Origin of the sequence: Roseateles sp. DAIF2 (assembly GCF_015624425.1) — a bacterium.
GTDB lineage: Bacteria > Pseudomonadota > Gammaproteobacteria > Burkholderiales > Burkholderiaceae_C > Kinneretia.
Window position 1 is genome coordinate 3,780,981 of sequence record NZ_CP049919.1, and the last position, 16,897, is coordinate 3,797,877.

General features: G+C 69.3%; 19 protein-coding genes. 7 read left to right on the forward strand and 12 right to left on the reverse strand.

Going from position 1 to position 16,897, the window contains the following annotated elements:
• Positions 1 to 144 precede the first annotated feature (144 nt).
• Together G8A07_RS17595 and G8A07_RS17600 are read left to right on the forward strand one after the other, a co-directional pair.
• Entirely contained in the window at positions 145 to 675 is a 531-nt protein-coding gene (locus G8A07_RS17595; RefSeq protein ID WP_195793308.1) for a GNAT family N-acetyltransferase, read from the forward strand.
• Positions 676 to 685: 10 nt separating this feature from the next.
• Complete coding sequence (locus G8A07_RS17600) at positions 686 to 1,129, forward strand: NINE protein (RefSeq protein WP_195793309.1); 444 nt, start codon at positions 686 to 688, stop codon at positions 1,127 to 1,129.
• Positions 1,130 to 1,186: 57 nt separating this feature from the next.
• Here G8A07_RS17600 and G8A07_RS17605 read toward each other — a convergent pair whose 3' ends face one another.
• From G8A07_RS17605 to murJ, 9 genes are all read right to left on the reverse strand, one after another.
• Entirely contained in the window at positions 1,187 to 2,197 is a 1,011-nt protein-coding gene (locus tag G8A07_RS17605; RefSeq protein ID WP_195793310.1) for an inorganic phosphate transporter, read from the reverse strand.
• Between the two features lie 14 nt (positions 2,198 to 2,211).
• Positions 2,212 to 2,859 (reverse strand): DUF47 domain-containing protein, encoded by a 648-nt coding sequence (locus tag G8A07_RS17610; protein ID WP_195793311.1) that lies wholly within the window; start codon positions 2,857 to 2,859, stop codon positions 2,212 to 2,214.
• A gap of 160 nt (positions 2,860 to 3,019) precedes the next feature.
• Complete coding sequence (locus tag G8A07_RS17615; protein ID WP_195793312.1) at positions 3,020 to 3,376, reverse strand: DMT family protein; 357 nt, start codon at positions 3,374 to 3,376, stop codon at positions 3,020 to 3,022.
• Positions 3,377 to 3,398: 22 nt separating this feature from the next.
• On the reverse strand, positions 3,399 to 3,899 hold the full coding sequence (gene folK / locus G8A07_RS17620; RefSeq protein ID WP_195793313.1) for a 2-amino-4-hydroxy-6-hydroxymethyldihydropteridine diphosphokinase: 501 nt from the start codon (positions 3,897 to 3,899) through the stop codon (positions 3,399 to 3,401).
• A gap of 2 nt (positions 3,900 to 3,901) precedes the next feature.
• On the reverse strand, positions 3,902 to 5,464 hold the full coding sequence (gene pcnB / locus G8A07_RS17625) for a polynucleotide adenylyltransferase PcnB (protein ID WP_195793314.1): 1,563 nt from the start codon (positions 5,462 to 5,464) through the stop codon (positions 3,902 to 3,904).
• Complete coding sequence (locus G8A07_RS17630) at positions 5,461 to 6,129, reverse strand: HAD family phosphatase (protein WP_195793315.1); 669 nt, start codon at positions 6,127 to 6,129, stop codon at positions 5,461 to 5,463. Before G8A07_RS17630 ends, pcnB begins: the two co-directional genes overlap by 4 nt.
• A 37-nt stretch (positions 6,130 to 6,166) precedes the next feature.
• Positions 6,167 to 6,832: a DnaA ATPase domain-containing protein gene (locus tag G8A07_RS17635; RefSeq protein ID WP_195793316.1), complete on the reverse strand. Its 666-nt coding sequence runs from the start codon at positions 6,830 to 6,832 to the stop codon at positions 6,167 to 6,169.
• Between the two features lie 82 nt (positions 6,833 to 6,914).
• Complete coding sequence (locus G8A07_RS17640) at positions 6,915 to 7,769, reverse strand: SirB1 family protein (protein ID WP_195793317.1); 855 nt, start codon at positions 7,767 to 7,769, stop codon at positions 6,915 to 6,917.
• A gap of 21 nt (positions 7,770 to 7,790) precedes the next feature.
• The gene (murJ, locus tag G8A07_RS17645) at positions 7,791 to 9,353 is read right to left on the reverse strand and encodes a murein biosynthesis integral membrane protein MurJ (protein ID WP_195793318.1); all 1,563 of its coding nucleotides are present in this window, start codon (positions 9,351 to 9,353) and stop codon (positions 7,791 to 7,793) included.
• A 129-nt stretch (positions 9,354 to 9,482) separates the two neighbouring features.
• Here murJ and rpsT point away from each other — a divergent pair, with 129 nt between their 5' ends.
• On the forward strand, positions 9,483 to 9,779 hold the full coding sequence (gene rpsT / locus G8A07_RS17650; protein ID WP_195793319.1) for a 30S ribosomal protein S20: 297 nt from the start codon (positions 9,483 to 9,485) through the stop codon (positions 9,777 to 9,779).
• 81 nt (positions 9,780 to 9,860) lie between these two features.
• Here rpsT and G8A07_RS17655 read toward each other — a convergent pair whose 3' ends face one another.
• Together G8A07_RS17655 and G8A07_RS17660 are read right to left on the reverse strand one after the other, a co-directional pair.
• A complete protein-coding gene (locus G8A07_RS17655) occupies positions 9,861 to 10,718 on the reverse strand; it encodes an alpha/beta fold hydrolase (RefSeq protein WP_249937037.1) in 858 nt (285 codons plus the stop codon).
• Positions 10,719 to 10,868: 150 nt separating this feature from the next.
• Positions 10,869 to 11,201: a DUF3579 domain-containing protein gene (locus tag G8A07_RS17660; RefSeq protein WP_195793320.1), complete on the reverse strand. Its 333-nt coding sequence runs from the start codon at positions 11,199 to 11,201 to the stop codon at positions 10,869 to 10,871.
• 204 nt (positions 11,202 to 11,405) lie between these two features.
• Here G8A07_RS17660 and G8A07_RS17665 point away from each other — a divergent pair, with 204 nt between their 5' ends.
• Both G8A07_RS17665 and argF read left to right on the forward strand, forming a co-directional pair.
• On the forward strand, positions 11,406 to 12,623 hold the full coding sequence (locus tag G8A07_RS17665) for an aspartate aminotransferase family protein (RefSeq protein WP_249937038.1): 1,218 nt from the start codon (positions 11,406 to 11,408) through the stop codon (positions 12,621 to 12,623).
• Entirely contained in the window at positions 12,620 to 13,582 is a 963-nt protein-coding gene (gene argF, locus G8A07_RS17670) for an ornithine carbamoyltransferase (RefSeq protein ID WP_195793321.1), read from the forward strand. Before G8A07_RS17665 ends, argF begins: the two co-directional genes overlap by 4 nt.
• A gap of 164 nt (positions 13,583 to 13,746) precedes the next feature.
• Here the strand turns inward: argF and G8A07_RS17675 are convergent, their stop codons facing one another.
• Positions 13,747 to 14,529, reverse strand: coding sequence for a transporter substrate-binding domain-containing protein (locus tag G8A07_RS17675; RefSeq protein ID WP_249937039.1), 783 nt, complete (start codon positions 14,527 to 14,529; stop codon positions 13,747 to 13,749).
• 127 nt (positions 14,530 to 14,656) lie between these two features.
• Here G8A07_RS17675 and G8A07_RS17680 point away from each other — a divergent pair, with 127 nt between their 5' ends.
• Together G8A07_RS17680 and G8A07_RS17685 are read left to right on the forward strand one after the other, a co-directional pair.
• The gene (locus G8A07_RS17680; protein WP_195793322.1) at positions 14,657 to 15,412 is read left to right on the forward strand and encodes a metallophosphoesterase; all 756 of its coding nucleotides are present in this window, start codon (positions 14,657 to 14,659) and stop codon (positions 15,410 to 15,412) included.
• An 11-nt stretch (positions 15,413 to 15,423) separates the two neighbouring features.
• On the forward strand, positions 15,424 to 16,872 hold the full coding sequence (locus G8A07_RS17685) for a bifunctional serine/threonine-protein kinase/universal stress protein (protein ID WP_195793323.1): 1,449 nt from the start codon (positions 15,424 to 15,426) through the stop codon (positions 16,870 to 16,872).
• Positions 16,873 to 16,897 lie beyond the last annotated feature (25 nt).

A 16,897-nucleotide genomic window follows, 5' to 3' on the forward strand; every position in this document is an offset into this window, starting at 1 on the left:
AATCCCCCCCAAGCCCGAACACAGCTTCGGTACCGTAGATACGCCGCGAAGCCTCACAGGATTAAACCCAAAGAGCCAAGCGACCGGCACCAAAACCCGACATTATAAACTCGCCCCACCGCATTACCAGCCCCATTGCCATAAATGAGTTCCACCCTGCTGATCCGCGCCAGCACCGAGGCCGATTTGCCGGCCATCCAGGCCATCTACGCCGAGGCCGTGCTGCACGGCACCGGCACCTTCGAGACCGAGGTGCCCGAGCTGGCCGAGATGACGCGTCGGCGCCAGGAGGTGCTGGGCCGCGCCCTGCCCTGGCTGGTCGCGGAGTTCGAGGGCCGGGTGCTGGGCTATGCCTATGCCAACTATTTCCGCCCGCGCCTGGCCTACCGCTTCTGCCTGGAGGACTCGATCTACCTGCACCCGGACGCCCGGGGCCAGGGGGTCGGACGCCTGCTGCTGGCCGAGCTGACCGCGCGCTGCGAGGATGCCGGCGCGCGCCAGCTGCTGGCGGTGATCGGCGACTCGGAGAACAAGGGCTCGATCGGCCTGCACACCGCACTGGGCTTCGAGCATACCGGCCTGCTGAAGAGTTCCGGCTGGAAGTTCGGCCGCTGGCTGGATGTGGTGCTGATGCAGCGCCAGCTCGGCCCCGGCGACCAGCACAGCCCCGAGTGAGGACGACCCGGTGAGCAACTACAAGTCCAAGACCCTGGCCACCTGGCTGGCCCTGCTGCTGGGCGGCTTCGGCCTGCACCGCTTCTATCTGCACGGCCTGAAGGACCGCTGGGCCTGGCTGTTCCCCGCCCCCACCCTGCTGGGCCTCTATGGCCTGCAACGCATGGAGCTGCTGGGCCAGGACGACCGCCTGAGCTGGTTGCTGATGCCGCTGCTGGGCCTGGCGCTGGCGGCCGCGATGCTGGGCGGCATCATCTACGGCCTGACGCCGGACGAGAAGTGGAACGCCCAGCGCAACCCCGGCCAGCCGGCGCGCGCCAGCGGCTGGATCAATGTCATCGGCGTGGTCGTCTGTCTGCTGATCGGCGGCGCGGTGCTGATGACCACGATCGCCTTCAGCGCCCAGCGCTACTTCGAGACCCAGGCCGAGGCGGCCCAGGAGCTGAGCCAATGACAAACGGGGCCCGCGGGCCCCGTTTTCTCTCTCGATGCGGCCTGGCCGCCAGGCTCGTCAGAACAGCGTAAAGCTGAGCCAGTAGCAGATGCCGGCCATGAAGGCCGAAGCGGGGATCGTGAAGATCCAGGCCCAGACGATGTTGCCGGCCACACCCCAGCGCACCGCCGAGGCGCGCTGCACCGAGCCCACGCCGACGATGGCGCCGGTGATGGTGTGCGTGGTCGAGACCGGGATGCCCAGCGCCGTGGCCAGGAACAGGGTCATCGCCCCGCCGGTCTCGGCACAGAAGCCGCCGACCGGCTTCAGCTTGGTGATCTTCTGGCCCATCGTGCGCACGATGCGCCAGCCGCCGAACATCGTGCCCAGGCCGATTGCGATGTAGCAGGAATAGATCACCCAGTTGGGCGGCGCGGCGTCCGTCGCGGCCATATAGCCCGAGGCCACCAGCAGCATCCAGATGATGCCGATGGTCTTCTGCGCGTCATTGCCGCCATGCCCCAGGCTGTACAGGCCGGCCGAGACCAGCTGCAGGCGCCGGAACCAGCTGTCCACCCGCAGCGGCGAGGTGCGCCTAAACAGCCAGGCCACGATCACCATCAGGAGCGAGCCGAGCAGGAAGCCCAGCAGCGGCGAGACGAAGATGAAGGCCACGGTCTTCAGGATGCCGCTGGCGATCAGCTTGGAGGCACCGGCCTTGGCGATCACCGCGCCGACGATGCCGCCGATCAGCGCATGCGAGCTGGAGGACGGGATGCCGTACCACCAGGTGATGATGTTCCAGGCGATCGCGCCGATCAGCGCGCCGAACACCACATGGTGGTCGACGATGCCCGGCTCGACGATGCCCTTGCCGATCGTGCCCGCCACCTTCAGGTGGAAGAAGTAGATGGCGACGACGTTGAAGAAGGCGGCGAACAGCACCGCCTGCTGCGGCTTCAGCACGCCGGTGGAGACCACCGTCGCGATCGAATTGGCCGCGTCGTGAAAACCGTTCATGAAGTCGAAGGCGATGGCCAGGATGACCAGCATCGCCACGACCCAGAACGCGATCTGTACCGTTTCCATGGAGGACGGTCCGATCAGGAGTTCTCGAGGACGATGCCCTCGATCAGGTTCGCCACGTCCTCGCAGCGGTCGGAGATCGACTCCAGCTGCTCATAGATGGCCTTCAGCTTGATCAGCTCGCGCACATCCTCCTGCTCGCGGAACAGCTTGGACATCGCGGAGCGCATCACGCGGTCGGCATCCGACTCCAGCTTGTCGATCTCCTCGCAGGTCTTGACCGCGGCCTCGGCCGTCTGCGGCTGGTTCAGCTTGGGCAGCAGCGAGACGGCATGCTGGACGCGCTCGCAGCACTTGGCCGACAGCTCGCCCAGGCGCAGCACCTCCTCGGGGATCGAGCGCACGTCGTACAGCGACATGGTCTCGCTGCTGTCCTGCAGCAGGTCCAGGATGTCGTCCATCGCGTTGATCAGGCCGTGGATCTGCTCGCGGTCGATCGGGGTGATGAAGGTGCGGTGCAGCAGGCGGTTCACCTCGGCGGTGACGCGGTCGGCATGGTGCTCGGCGCGGTCGACCTCGGCGGCGTACTTCTCGCGCAGACCGAGGTCGTTGTAGTTCTGGATCATCAGCATGAAGGCGCGCGCGCCCTCGACGATCTGATTGCCATGCTCATTGAAGAGCTCAAAAAAATTGCCCTCACGGGGCAGCAGCTTGCCAAACAGCATGGAAGGATTCTCCTGGTGCACTCGCAACAGTCCCGACTCGGGCGGGGCTCAATCGACGCATCGGCGCGTTCGATCTGTCACGATTTCTTCATCGCCACGTCATGTGACGAAGGCAGGAGTGTAGCGGGAGCCGCCCGGCGCCGGGCCGCCGCCCCGCGCCTCAGGGGCCGCGGAAGATGAAATACACCGCGCCCATCAGGCACAGCCCGGCCCAGATGAAGTCGGTCTTGAAGGGCTGGCCCATGTAGAACATCGAGAAGGGCACGAACACCGCCAGGGTGATCACCTCCTGGGTGATCTTCAGCTGCGCCAGGCTGAAGCCGGCGCCGTAGCCGATGCGGTTGGCCGGCACCTGCAGCAGGTACTCGAACAGCGCGATGCCCCAGCTGATCAGGGCCGCAATCCACCAGGGCTTGGCGGCCAGGTCCTTCAGGTGGCCGTACCAGGCCACGGTCATGAAGATATTGGAGAGGATCAGCAGCCCGAGGGTCTGCCAGCCGGCGCTGCTGGAAAACATGATGTGGAACTCCCGCTCGTTCTTAGGGCAAGAGCGCCAGGTCCAGGCGCTCGATGCGTTGCCCGGCCAGGCCGGGCAGATAGGCCGCCAGCGCGCCCAGGCCCGGCGCGGCCAGCGCGGGCGCCAGCTCCAGCAGCGGGCGCAGCACGAAGGCGCGCTGGTGCAGGCGCGGATGCGGCAGGCTCAGGCGCGGCGTGTCCAGCCGCTGCTCGGCATAGAGCAACAGGTCCAGGTCCAGGGTGCGCGGCGCGTTCAGGTAGGGCCGCTCGCGGCCATGGGCCAGCTCGATCGCCTGCAAGGCGTCCAGCAGGGCCTCGGGCGCCAGCGCCGTGCGCAGCCGCGCGACCGCGTTCAGATAGTCCGGGCCGCCGGCCTCGACCGGCGCGCTGCGCCAGGCGCCGGAAACGCCCTGCAACTCGGTATCAGGCAGGGCCGCCAGCGCGGCCAGCGCGGCACGCAGGGTCGCGGCCAGGTCGCCGAGATTGGCCCCGAGGCCGATATAGGCGACCACCGGGTCCGCCATCGTCACTCGGCGGCCGGGGCGGCGCCGGGCTTGGCGCCGGCCGGGCGACGCCGGCGGCGGCGCTTCTTGGCCGCGCCGCTGCCGTCGGACGGGCCTTCCGTGCCCTCGCCCTCCCCCGCAGCGGCGGTGGACGGCGCCTGGCCGCTGCGCGGCACGCGGTGCACCTTGGGCGGGCGGCGCTGCTTGTCGGCCTCGCGGGCCTGATCCAGCAGCGCCTCGCGCTCCTCGTCGCTGCCCAGCGCGAAGTCCTCCCACCAGTCGGCCAGCGCCGGCTCGATCTCGCCGACATCGGCGCGCAGGCGCAGGAAGTCGAAGCCGGCACGGTAGCGCGGCTGCTCGACCAGGCTGTAGACCCCGCTGCCGCTGCGGCGCTCGAAGCGCGGCTGCATCATCCAGATCTCGCGCATGTCGGTGGCCAGCTTGCCGCGGCCCGAGATGTCGCCGATGCGGGCATCGAAGGCCGCATCGATCGCCTGCGACAGCGCCGGCACCGGCGGCTCGCCGGCCGCGCGGATCTGGGTCCAGCGCTCCAGCACCTCATGCCACAGCATGCAGGCCAGCATGAAGCTGGGCGAGACGCCGCGCCCTTCCGCGACGCGGCGGTCGGTGTCCTCGAAGGCCTGGCGCACGAACTGGCCGCGCTGGCCCTCGGGCAGATCGCCCTCGGCGTTCAGCATCGCGTCCAGGATCGGGAACACGCCGCGCGCCAGGCCGAGCTTCTTCAGCTGCGCCAGGCTGGCCAGCGAATGGCCGGTCTGCAGCAGCTTGATCATCTCGTCGAACAGGCGCGAGGCCGGCACATTGGCCAGCAGCTCGGCCATCGAGCGGATCGGCTTGCCGGTCTTGGGCTCCAGCTCGAAGCCCAGCTTGGCCGCGAAACGCACCGCGCGGATGATGCGCACCGGATCCTCGCGGTAGCGGGTCTCCGGGTCGCCGATCATGCGCAGCACCTTCTTGCGCGCGTCGGCCAGGCCGCCGTGGTAGTCCACCACCACCTGGGCCTGCGGGTCGTAGTACATCGCGTTGACGGTGAAGTCGCGCCGCGCGGCATCCTCGATCTGCGGGCCCCAGACGTTGTCGCGCAAGACCCGGCCCTCGGCATCGACCACATGGCTCTTGCCTGCCAGCTCGGCCTTGGAGGTCTTCTCGTTGCCGCTGACCTGCTCGGCGCTCTCGCTGCCCAGCAGCGCGCGGAAGGTCGAGACCTCGATCACCTCATGCTCGCGGCCGCGGCCATAGACCACATGCACGATGCGAAAGCGCCGGCCGATGATGAAGGCGCGCCGGAACAGGCTCTTGACCTGCTCGGGCGTGGCATTGGTCGCGACGTCGAAATCCTTGGGCCGCATGCCCAGCAGCAGGTCGCGCACCGCGCCGCCGACGATATAGGCCTCGAAGCCCGCATCGGCCAGGGTCTGCACCACCTTGACCGCGCGGTCGTCCAGCAGGCCGGGGTCGATGCCATGCTCGGCGGCCTGAATCTCCACCCGCTTGCCCAGCGGGTTGCCCTTGGCGGCCGCGCCACCGGACTTGCCCAGCAGCTTGTCGATGAATTTCTTGATCATGGGAAGAGAGTCAGTTGAGCCCAGCCGCGTTCGCTCGCGATCTTGGCCAGCGCCGGGGTCGGGTTGGTGGCGACCGGGTCGCTGACGCGCTCCATCAGCGGCAGATCATTGATCGAATCGCTGTAGAAGTGCACGCGCTCAAAATCCTGCCATTGTCGGCCCAAGCCCGCCAGCCAGGCTTCCACCCGGGTGATCTTGCCGACCTGGAAGGACGGCACGCCCTCGATGCGGCCGGTGTAGGCGCCCTGCGCGTCGCGCTCCAGGTCCACCGCGATCAGGGTCTCGACGCCGAAGGCCCGGGCGATCGGCTCGGTGACGAACTGGTTGGTGGCGGTGACGATCGCGACCAGATCGCCGGCGTCCTGGTGCTTTTTCACCAGCGCATGGGCCTGCGGCAGCAGCATCGGCGCCATCACCTCGGCCATGAAGCGCTCGCGCGCGGCCAGCGCCTCGGCCAGCGGGCGACGGCGCCAGACCGAGGTGGCGAACTCGACATAGCGGCCCAGGTCCAGCACGCCGGCTTGGTACTCGGCGTAGAACTCGTCGTTGCGACGGCGCCATTGCTCGCCGTCGGCCCAGCCGATGTCGACCATGAAGCCGCCGAAGGCATGGTCGGAGTCGTGCGGGATCAGGGTCCCGTCCAGATCGAAGAGGGTCAGGTTCATGAGGGCTCGGTAGTCCTGTCGATATTTATTGTTGGGGTCAGCCCTGGTCGGCCAGCATCTGGCGCAGCAGCGGCACGGTGACGGCGCGCTTGGCCGAGAGCGCGAACTCGTCCAGCCGGTCCAAGAGGCCCATCAGGTGCTTCAGGTTGCGGGCGAAGCGGGTCAGGAGGTAGTCCATTACCTCGTCCGACAGCGCGATGCCGCGCCGGTCGGCCTCGCGGCGCAGCGCCGAGCGCACCTCCTGCTCGGACAGCGGCTGCAGCGCGAAGGTCGGGCCCCAGCCCAGCCGGGTACGCAGGTCCTCGCGCAGCGCCAGGTCCACCGGCGGCGCGGTGCCGGTCGCCACCACCGCCAGGCCATGGGTGGCGGCCTCGACGAAGAGCTGGAAGGCGGCATGCTGCTGGCCGGCGTCGTAGTCCTGGCAGTCGTCCAGCAGCAGCAGGCTGGGCTGGGCCGGCAGCTCCCAGGGCAGCGCCTGGTCGGCGCCATACCAGCCGACCTGGGCGCCTGCGGCCTGCCAGGCCAGCGCCAGCGCGCGCAGGTAATGCGTCTTGCCACTGCCCGGGCCGCCCCACAGGAACACCGGCGGCGCACCGGGCGTCAGCGCCTGCAGATGTGCCAGGGCCGCGGCGTTCGCGCCGGGCAGGAGATTGTCAAAGCTGTACACGGGCTCGGGGCCCAGCGAGAGCGGAATCTGCTTCAAAGAGAACCAACCTTCGTCCCGCGGCCCGCCCAGATGGCGGCGCCGCAACCGGCCAGGATTCTAAGGGCGGCCCCGCCCCCACTCAGTGGAGCGGCGGCGTGTCGCGCGCCTGCAGCGCCCTGAGCTTGGCACCGATCTGCTCGGCGTCGCCGGCCTCGGGGCGCAGCTCCAGGTAGCGGCGCAGGTCCGCCAGCGCGCCGCGCCAATGGCCCAGCGCCTCCAGCACCAGGCCGCGGTCGCGCCATTCGGTGGCGTCGCTTGGCAACAACAGCAGCAGGCGCTGCTGCACCGCCAGCAGGCGCGGCCAGTCGCCTTCGCTGCGATGGATCTCCTTCAGGTTGCGCAGCATGCGCACCAGCACCTGGCGCGGCGTGGCGCTGCGCAGATAGCGCTCCAGCGGCGCGTCGCCGGTCTCCTCCCGGTAGGGCAGCAGGGCCCCCTCCAGCGCCTCGCGCGACAGCGATTGGCAGGTGAAGGGGTCCAGCACCACCTCGCCCTGCGGCAGGTGCAGCTTGATCAGGAAATGGCCGGGGAAGGCGATGCCATGGGCCTGCAGGCCGATCTGTGCGGCCAGCTCCAGGTAGATCACCGCCAGCGCGATCGGGATGCCGCGGCGCGTCGCCAGCACGCGGTGCACATAGCTGTTGCCGCGCTCGTAGTAGTCGTTGACATTGCCGGCGAAACCCAGCTCCTCGCTGAAGTAGCGGTTCAGCAGGCGCAGCCGGTGGCTGGGCGCGGCGTCGGCCGGCAGGCGCCGGCGCAGGCGCTGGGCCAACGCGTCGACCTCGTGCAGCACCGCCTGCACGTCCAGCTCGGGATGGTCGTCCTGCGCGATCGAGGCCGCCGCCTCCAGCAGGTTCAGGCCCTCGTCTTCGGCCACCAGGGTGGCGAAATATTCCAGGGCCGACGGGGCATGCAGGCGCAGCGAAGCGGTCATGCCCGGAGTCTAAGGCGAAGCTCAGGCTCTCCGCACGAACTGGCGCAGGCGCACGCCCGACAGGGCCAGCACGGCGAAATAGACCAGGGCCGAGCCGGCCAGGCTGCCCGCCATCAGCAGCGCGCGCCAGAGCTCCTGACTGCCCAGCGCGACCCAGTCGAAATGCCGCGCCAGCCCGTACTGCAGCGCGCCCATCGCGGCGCTGGCCAGCAGCACCCGCAGCGCGAAACCCAGCCAGCCGGGGGCCGGCCGGTAGCTGCCCTGGCGCTTCAGGCCGCGCAGCAGCCAGGCCGCGTTGACCAGGGCACCCAGGCCGATCGACAGCGCCAGCCCCGCCACGCCCAGCAGCGGCACCAGCAGCGCGTTCAGGATCTGGGTCAGCACCAGCACCGAGATCGCAATGCGCACCGGCGTGCGCATGTCCTGGCGCGCATAGAAGCCCGGCGCCAGCACCTTGATCGCCACCAGGCCCATCAGGCCAATGCCGTAGCCCATCACCGCCAGGCTGGTCTGGGCCACGTCCTGCGGCTGGAAGGCGCCGCGGTGATAGAGCACCGCCACCATCGGCTGGGCAAACAGCAGCAGCGCCACCGCACAGGGCAGTGCCAGCAGCACCACCATGCGCAGACCCCAGTCCAGCATCGCCGAATAGGCCTCGTCCTCGCCCTTGCCCTGGGCCGCGGCCAGTTGCGGCGTCAGCACCGCGCCCAGCGCCACGCCCAGCAGCGCGGTCGGGAATTCCATCAGCCGGTCGGCATAGGTCAGCCAGGAGGCCGCGCCCTCGGCCACGAAGATCGCGATCTGGGTATTGATCACCAGCGACAGCTGCGCCACGCCGACGCCCAGCAGCGCTGGCCCCATCGCGCCCAGCACCTGGCGCACCCCCTGGTGCCCCCAGGCCCGGCGCAGGCCGGACGGGCTCAGGCCCAGGCGCGGCAGCGCGCCGATGCGGCGCAGCGCCGGGATCTGCACCAGCAGCTGCAGCAGGCCGCCCAGCATCACGCCGATCGCCAGCGCATAGATCGGCTGCCAGCCCTGCGCACGCATCCAGGGCGCCAGCAGGAAGCCGCACCCGATCACCGACAGGTTCAGCAGCACCGGCGTCACCGCCGGCACGACGAAACGCTTCCAGGTATTCAGGATGCCCGCCGCCAGCGCCACCAGCGACATACAGCCGATATAGGGGAACATCCAGCGCGTCATCACGACGGCCGCCTCGCGCCCGTCGGCCGGCAGACCCGCGCCGAGCAGCCAGACCAGCAGCGGCGCGCCCACCACACCCAGCACGCAGGTCAGCAGCAGCGCCCACAGCAGCACGGTCGCGACCGCGTCGATCAGGGCATGGGTGGCCTCGTCGCCCTCGGCCGCACGGGTGCGCGCCAGCAGGGGCACGAAGGCCTGTGAGAAGGCGCCCTCGGCGAACAGGCGGCGCAGCATATTGGGAATGCGGAACGCGACCTGGAAGGCATCGGTCAGGGTCGAGGCGCCGAACAGGCCGGCCACCATCTGCTCCCGGATCAGGCCGGTGATGCGCGAGGCCAGGGTCAGCACGGAGATGGTGGAGGCGGCGCGCAGCAGGTTCATGCGGGGAAAATCGGGCAACGAGAGTAGGAGCCGGCACATTATGCGCGCGCCTTCCCTGCACATCATTGCCTTTGAAGTCACAAAAGTGCTACACTCGCCGTCTTTGCACCATCTGGGTAGACATACAACATGGCAAGCTCTTCCAAAGCCAAGAAGAAAACCGTCCGTCTGGCATCGGGCCGCAAGCGCGCCCGCCAGGACGTCAAGCTGAACGCCGCCAACACGGCGCTGCGCTCCAAATTCCGCACGGTCATCAAGAACGTGCAAAAGGCCGTGGTCGCTGGCGACAAGACCAAGGCTGCCGAACTGTTCAAGACCGCCCAGCCGGTGATCGATTCGGTCGCCGACAAGGGCATCTTCCACAAGAACAAGGCCGCTCGTCACAAGAGCCGCCTGTCCGCCAAGATCAAGGCGCTGGCCGCCTGAAAAACCAGATCCGGTGCAAAGAATGCAAAGGCCCGCTTCGGCGGGCCTTTCTCATTGGCGCCGGCAAAACCGGCCGCCTCCTCAGCGCAGGGCCGCCGGCCCCTGCGGCAGCAGCGAGGCCAGCACCGGCCGCCCCACCCCGGCCGCGGCGGCATGCATCTCCAGGGTGCGCAGCCAGTCATGAACCGCCTGCGCCACCCAAGGCGCGTCGTCCAGCACCAGGTCATGGCCGGCGCGGGTATGCAGACGCAGCGGCGCACCCCAGGCCCGGCTCAGCGCCTGCGAACAGCGCCAGTCCACCAGGCCGTCGTCCTGACTGCACAGCAGCAGCATCGGCACATGCGGCCGGCCGCGGCTGGCGCGGTAGCGCAACGCCGCCAGCAGCTGCCGGATGCCGTTGCGCAGCGCCACCGGATGCCGGCGCTGCAGCGCCACCCAGGATTCCAGCACCGCGCGCGGCTCGCTGACCATGTGCGAGGTCAGCTCCAGCACCCGCGCCTCGCGCCAGCGCACGCCCAGTCGCAGCAACGGCCCCAGGGCCAGCAGCTTCCAGTAGTTCAGCGGGCGCAGCCGGCGCAGCAGCGGGCTGTAGGGCCGCAGGCTGGTGTTGATCAGCACGGTGCCGGCCACCTCATCCGGATAGCGCATCGCCCATTCACAGGCCACCATGCCGCCGAGCGACATCGCCAGCACATGCACCGGCCCATGGCAGCCGCGCCGCACCAGCTCGTCGCGGCAGGCCTCGACCAGGTCCGGCACGCGGCTGGGACTGGCCTGGCGATACAGCGAGCCGTTGCCCGGCAGATCCAGGGTCATGACCCGTACGCCGGGCTGCTGCACGCCGAGTGTCTCGGCCAGCAGAGCCGGGAAGCTACCCCAATGCCCGCTCTCGCGCGTGAGGCCGCGCAGCAGCACCCAGGTCGGCACCCGATCCGTCAACGTTTTTCCCTGCTGCATGTAGCGGCGACACGGGGCGATCCGTATTCCAAGATGAATTGATGGAGGAGCGGGCAGGCACCAGCCATCGGCGGGCGAAACCCGCACAAATTACATCAAGTCATGTAAAGACCGGCAATGCCGGACTGTCCCTTATTGGGAGGACTCGGGCTTGTCCGGCAGCAGGCAGGCCTCGGCGACCTGCAGGCGGTTGTCGCGGGCGAAGTTCATCACGAAGTCCCAGGCCATCGGCTCGATGTTCTTCAGTTCCTCGTTGACGATCACGCATTTCACGCCGTTGATCACCGTCGGCACGCAGTAGGGCGAATAGCCGATATGGGCGCCGGGGCCGCTGCGCGCGCCGCCGGGGCGGAAACAGGACATGGCGCCGGCCAGGCGCTCGGCCCAGTCGCTGGGTCGGAAGGTCCGCCCCTCCAAGGTCAGGCCTTGGATGAAGACTTCGCGCGGTTTGGGGGGCAGACTCATGAAGCGGTGATGACAGGCCGCGTCGGGCGGCAAGACCGCTATTGTGCCCTGGATGTGTTGCGCCGCAGCACGCTCGCGGATGAAGTCCGAACAAGGCGCCGGTAGTTCTTGACAGCGGCGCAGTTCATCGACAGGTCGACCCTTAGAATCGACTTCCCCTGCCCCGTCCGGCGGCAGTTGCTTCCACCCTTGAATGGAAAGTTGATGAACGCCCCAGCTACCGTGCCCGTTGCCCCTTCCGAGCCCCATGTGATGCAGACCTATGGCCGACTGCCGATCGCGCTGTCGCATGGCCAGGGCTGCTGGGTTTGGGACGTCAACGGCCGACGATACCTGGACGGGCTGGGCGGCATCGCGGTGAACACCCTGGGCCATGGCCATCCCCGGCTGGTACCCGCGCTGCAGGATCAGATCGCCAAGCTGATCCACACCAGCAATTACTACCATGTGCCGCTGCAGGAGCAGCTCGCCGCCAAGCTGTGCGAGATCTCCGGCCTGGCGAACGCCTTCTTCTGCAACTCCGGCCTGGAAGCCAACGAGGCGGCGCTGAAGATCGCCCGCAAGTTCGGCCATGAGCGCGGCAATACCGCGCCGGAATGCATCGTCTTCGAGGGCGCCTTCCACGGCCGATCGATCGCGACCCTCTCCGCCACCGCCAATCCCAAGGTGCAGGCCGGCTTCGGCCCGCTGGTCGAGGGTTTCGTGCGCGTGCCTCTGAACGATCTGGCCGCGGTCGAGGCCGCGCTGAAGGCGCGCCCGAACATCACCGCGATCTTCCTGGAGACCATCCAGGGCGAGGGCGGCGTGAACCCGGCACGCATCGAGTTCCTGCAGGGCCTGCGCCGCCTGGCCGACCAACATGACGTGCTGCTGATGCTGGACGAGGTGCAATGCGGCATCGGCCGTACCGGCAAATGGTTCGCGCACCAATGGGCCGGCATCCAGCCGGACGTGATGCCGCTGGCCAAGGGCCTGGGCTCGGGCGTGCCGATCGGTGCCGTCGTCTGCGGCCCGCGCGCGGCCAAGCTGCTGCAGCCCGGCAACCATGGCACCACCTTCGGCGGCAACCCGCTGGCGATGCGTGCCGGCGTCGAGACGCTGAAGATCATGGAAGAGGACGGCCTGCTGGCCCATGCCGCCACGGTCGGCGCCGCGCTGAAGGCGGGCCTGGAGCGCGAGCTCGGCAGCCTGGCCGGCGTGGTCGAGATCCGCGGCCAGGGCCTGATGCTGGGCATCGAGCTGGACCGCCCCTGCGGCGTGCTGCTGGGCCAGGCCGCCGAGGCCGGCCTGATGATCAGCGTCACCGCCGACAAGGTGATCCGCCTGGTGCCGGCCCTGATCCTCAGCGAGGACGAAGCCGCGCAGATCGTCGCGATCCTGGCGCCGCTGGTGAAGGCCTTCTTGGCCCAAGCCAAGCCATGAAGCCCGGGGACAGCCTGATGCGCCACTACCTGCAGTTCAAGGATCTACGCGCCGAGGAGTACGCCCACCTGTTCGACCGCGCCGCCATCATCAAGCGCCGCTTCAAGAACTACGAGAAGTACCAGCCGCTGGCGGACCGCACCCTGGCGATGATCTTCGAGAAGGCCAGCACGCGCACCCGCGTCAGCTTCGAGGCCGGCATGTACCAGATGGGCGGCTCGGTGGTGCACCTGACCACCGGCGACAGCCAGCTGGGCCGCGCCGAGCCCATCGAGGACAGCGCGCGCGTGATCAGCCGCATGGTCGACATCGTGATGATCCGCACCTTCGAGCAGACCAAGATCGAGCGCTTCGCGGCCCATTCGCGCGTGCCGGTCATCAACGGCCTGACCAACGAGTACCACCCCTGCCAGATCCTCGCGGACCTGTTCACCTACATCGAGCAGCGTTGCATGGACCGGCGCGGCGCGATCGACATGGACGGGCTGAAGGGCCGCGTCGTGGCCTGGGTCGGCGACGGCAACAACATGGCCAACACCTGGCTGCAGGCGGCCGAGATCCTCGGCTTCACCGTGCATGTCAGCACCCCCAGCGGCTACGAGATCGACCCCGCGGTCGCCGGCGTCAAGAACGCCGGCTGCTACAAGGTCTTCAAGGACCCGCTGGAGGCCTGCCGCGGCGCCGACCTGGTCACCACCGATGTCTGGACCAGCATGGGCTACGAGGCCGAGAACGAGGCGCGCCGCAAGGCCTTCGCCGACTGGTGCGTCGACGCCGAGATGATGGCCGTCGCCAAGCCGGACGCCCTGTTCATGCACTGCCTGCCGGCACACCGCGGCGAGGAGGTCGCCGCCGATGTGATCGACGGGCCCCAGTCCGTCGTCTGGGATGAGGCGGAGAATCGGATGCACGTGCAGAAGGCACTCATGGAGTACCTTCTGCTCGGACGGATCGGCTGACAGCCGAGACGGCGGCCCGCGAGGGCCGGCATCCGATTCGGGGCGCACTCACTTTGCGCCAGCAAAGTGAAGCCGCGCCAGCGGCGGGTGCGCACCAAAACAGAATGCATGTGCAGAAGGCACTCATGGAGTACCTTCTGCTTGGTCGCATCGGCTAATTCGGCCTAGTCCCTCTTCGGCCGGATGCTCTCCGCCAGCGAGCCGGCCGGGTAGTAGCGCAGGAAGGTCTTCCACGCCAGCCCGCTCCTGGCGGCCTTCTCCAGCGCCGCCGTGAGCGCTTGGCGGTCCGCCTCGCCGACCGTGCTGCGCGAGATGTAGACCCCGCTGTCCACCCAGGGCAGTTCGTCGACCGGCTCGATGCGCAGCCGCTCCAGCATGGCGCGCAGCTTGGGCTCCTTCTGCAGCGCGCCGATCAGGATCGACGGCGCCATGATGGTCAGATCGGCCATGCCGGCCGACAGCATGCGCGCCACCGCCACCACATCGGCGTCCTGGGCCAGCCGTTCCTGCGCGCGCAGCTCCTGCGTCAGGGCCTGGTAGGGCTCGCCATAGTCGAAGCCGCGCACCACCGCGACGCGCAGCTCCTTGCGCTCGCGCAGATCGCGCAGGCTGCGCAGCGGCGCGCGCTGCGGCTCCTGGTTCAGCGAGATCAGCACCGCGCGCGCCTGCACCAGCGGCACGAAATGGCCCCATTCGTCGCGCCGGGCCGATTTGCTGGCCGGCAGCAGCAGATCCGCGCGGCCGGCCTCGAACAGTGCCTGCTGGCGCGCCCGCGGCACCACCGAGAACAGGAAACTGCAGCCCGGCAGGGCCGCGCGCAGGATGTCGGGATAGACGCCGCCAAAGCCCTCGTCGGACAGGGTAACGCTCAGGCCCAGCAGCGCCACCGGCACCTGCATCGCCCGCGAGCAGTCGGCGCGCGCGTCCGATGCGGCCGTGGCCGCCATCAAGGCCGCGCCCCACAGCGCCCAGCATCCCCGCCGCATCACTTCCAACACAAGCCTTGCTCCTCGAACGCGATCGCAGTCCAGCATAGCTCAGCTTCCCGTCAGCCCTGTGTAGCATGCTGACCTCATGATGCTTGCTTTGATCAGCGACCTGCACGCCAACCGCGAGGCGGTGGCGGCCGTGCTGGCCCATGCCCGCGCCCAGGGCTGCACGCAGTTCGCGCTGCTGGGCGATTTCGTCGGCTACGGCGGCGACCCCGCCTGGGTGGTGGACCGGGTGCGCGAACTGGTGGCCGAGGGCGCGATCGCGGTGATGGGCAACCATGACAGCGCGGTAGCCCACGGCGCGCTGCCGACCATGCGCGAGGACGCCCGTGCGGCGATCGCCTGGACCCGCGAGCACCTGGACGCCGCCCAGCTGCGCTTCCTGGCCGAGCTGCCGATGAGCGTCATGCGCGGCGACTGCCTGTTCGTGCATGCCAACGCCTTCGCGCCCGAGGGCTTCGAGTACATCCAGGGCCGGCTGGAGGCGATGCGCAGCCTGCAGGCGACCAGCGCCCGCTACACCTTCTGCGGCCATATGCATGAGCCGATGCTCTACCACCTCTCCGGCACCGGCAAGGCCGGTGACTTCTGCCCGGTGCCCGGCGTCGCGATCCCGCTGCTGAGCCATCGCCAGTGGCTCGCGATCCCCGGCTCCTGCGGCCAGCCGCGCGACGGCAACCCGGCCGCCTGCTACGCCACCTTCGACACCGACAGCGGCGCCCTCGCCTTCCAGCGCGTGCCCTACGACGTCGACGCCGCGGCCGCACGCATCCTGGCCGGCGGCCTGCCGGCGGCGATCGCGCAGCGCCTGGCGGCCCGCCTGGCGCGCGGCGAGTGAGCCCGCCCCCAATGAGCGCCGGCCCGGCCAGCACGCAAGACCTGCCCCCGCCCGGTCCGCTGACGCCGGGCCTGGTGCTGGACGGCTTCCGCCTGGAGGAGCGCCTGCACCAGGGCGGCATGGCGAACCTCTGGCGCGTCAGCCGCATCGAGCCGCGGCCGGACGAGCCACCGCTGATCATGAAGGTGCCGCGCATCAAGGGCGGCGAGGATCCGGCCACCATCGTCGGCTTCGAGGTCGAGCAGATGCTGATGCCGGCGCTGAAGGGCCCGCATGTGCCGCGCTTCATCGCGCGCGGCGACTGGACGCGCCAGGCCTATATCGTGATGGAGCGCATCGAGGGCAGCTCGCTGCGCCCGCGCCTGGACGAGGCGCCACTGCCCGTCGAGGAGGTGGCGCAGATCGGCATCCAGGTCGCGACCGCGCTGCATGCGCTGCACCACCAGCATGTGGTGCACCTGGATATCAAGCCCAGCAACATCATGTTCCGGCCCGACGGCAGCGCGGTGCTGGTCGACTTCGGCCTATCGCGCCATGGCCAGTTGCCGGACCTGCTGGAGGAGGAGTTCGAGCTGCCGATGGGCACCGGCCCCTATATGTCGCCGGAGCAGGTGCAGTTCGTGCGCAACGACCCGCGCAGCGACCTGTTCGCGCTGGGCGTGATGCTCTACCACCTGGCCACCGGCGAGCGCCCCTTCGGCCAGCCCAGCTCGGTGCGCGGGCTGCGCCGGCGGCTCTATATCGAGCCGATCCCGCCGCGCGCGCTGCGGCCCGAGCTGCCGCCCTGGCTGCAGGAGATCATCCTGCATTGCCTGGAGGTCAAGCCCGAGCGCCGCTACCAGAGCGCCGCCCAGCTGGCGCTGGACCTGCAGCGCCCACAATGCATGGCGCTGAGCGCGCGCGCCCACAAGCTGCAGCGCAGCGGCCTGCTGACCGCCTTCAAGCGCTGGTTCTTCGCGCTGGGCAGCGAGCCGCGGCGCGAGGCCACGGTGGACGAGCAGCTGTCGCGTAGCCCCATCATCATGGCCGCGGTCGACACCCAGTCCGCCACGCCGGCCCTGCTGGAGCGGCTGCAGGAGGCCGCGCGCCGCCTGGTGCAGGCCGAGCCCGGCGCGCGCCTGGCCTGCGTCAGCGTGATGAAGACCGCGCGCATCGGCATGGACGAGCTGACCGACAGCGACGGCCGCAGCCTGCATGTGAAGCAGCTGATCGCGCTCAAGCATTGGGCGCGGCCGATCTGCCGCGCGCTGGCGCTGGAGGACGCGCGGCTGACCTTCCATGTGCTGGAGGCACCGGACACCGCTCAGGCCCTGATCGAGTTCGCGGCCAAGGCCGGGGTCGACCATATCGTGATGGGCGCCCGCGCCAACTCGGCGCTGCGGCGCTATCTCGGATCCGTCTCGGCCGAGGTGGTGGCCGAGGCCGAATGCAGCGTCACCGTGGTGCGCGCGCCGGCCTGAGCGCGGCGGCGACACTTACACTGGC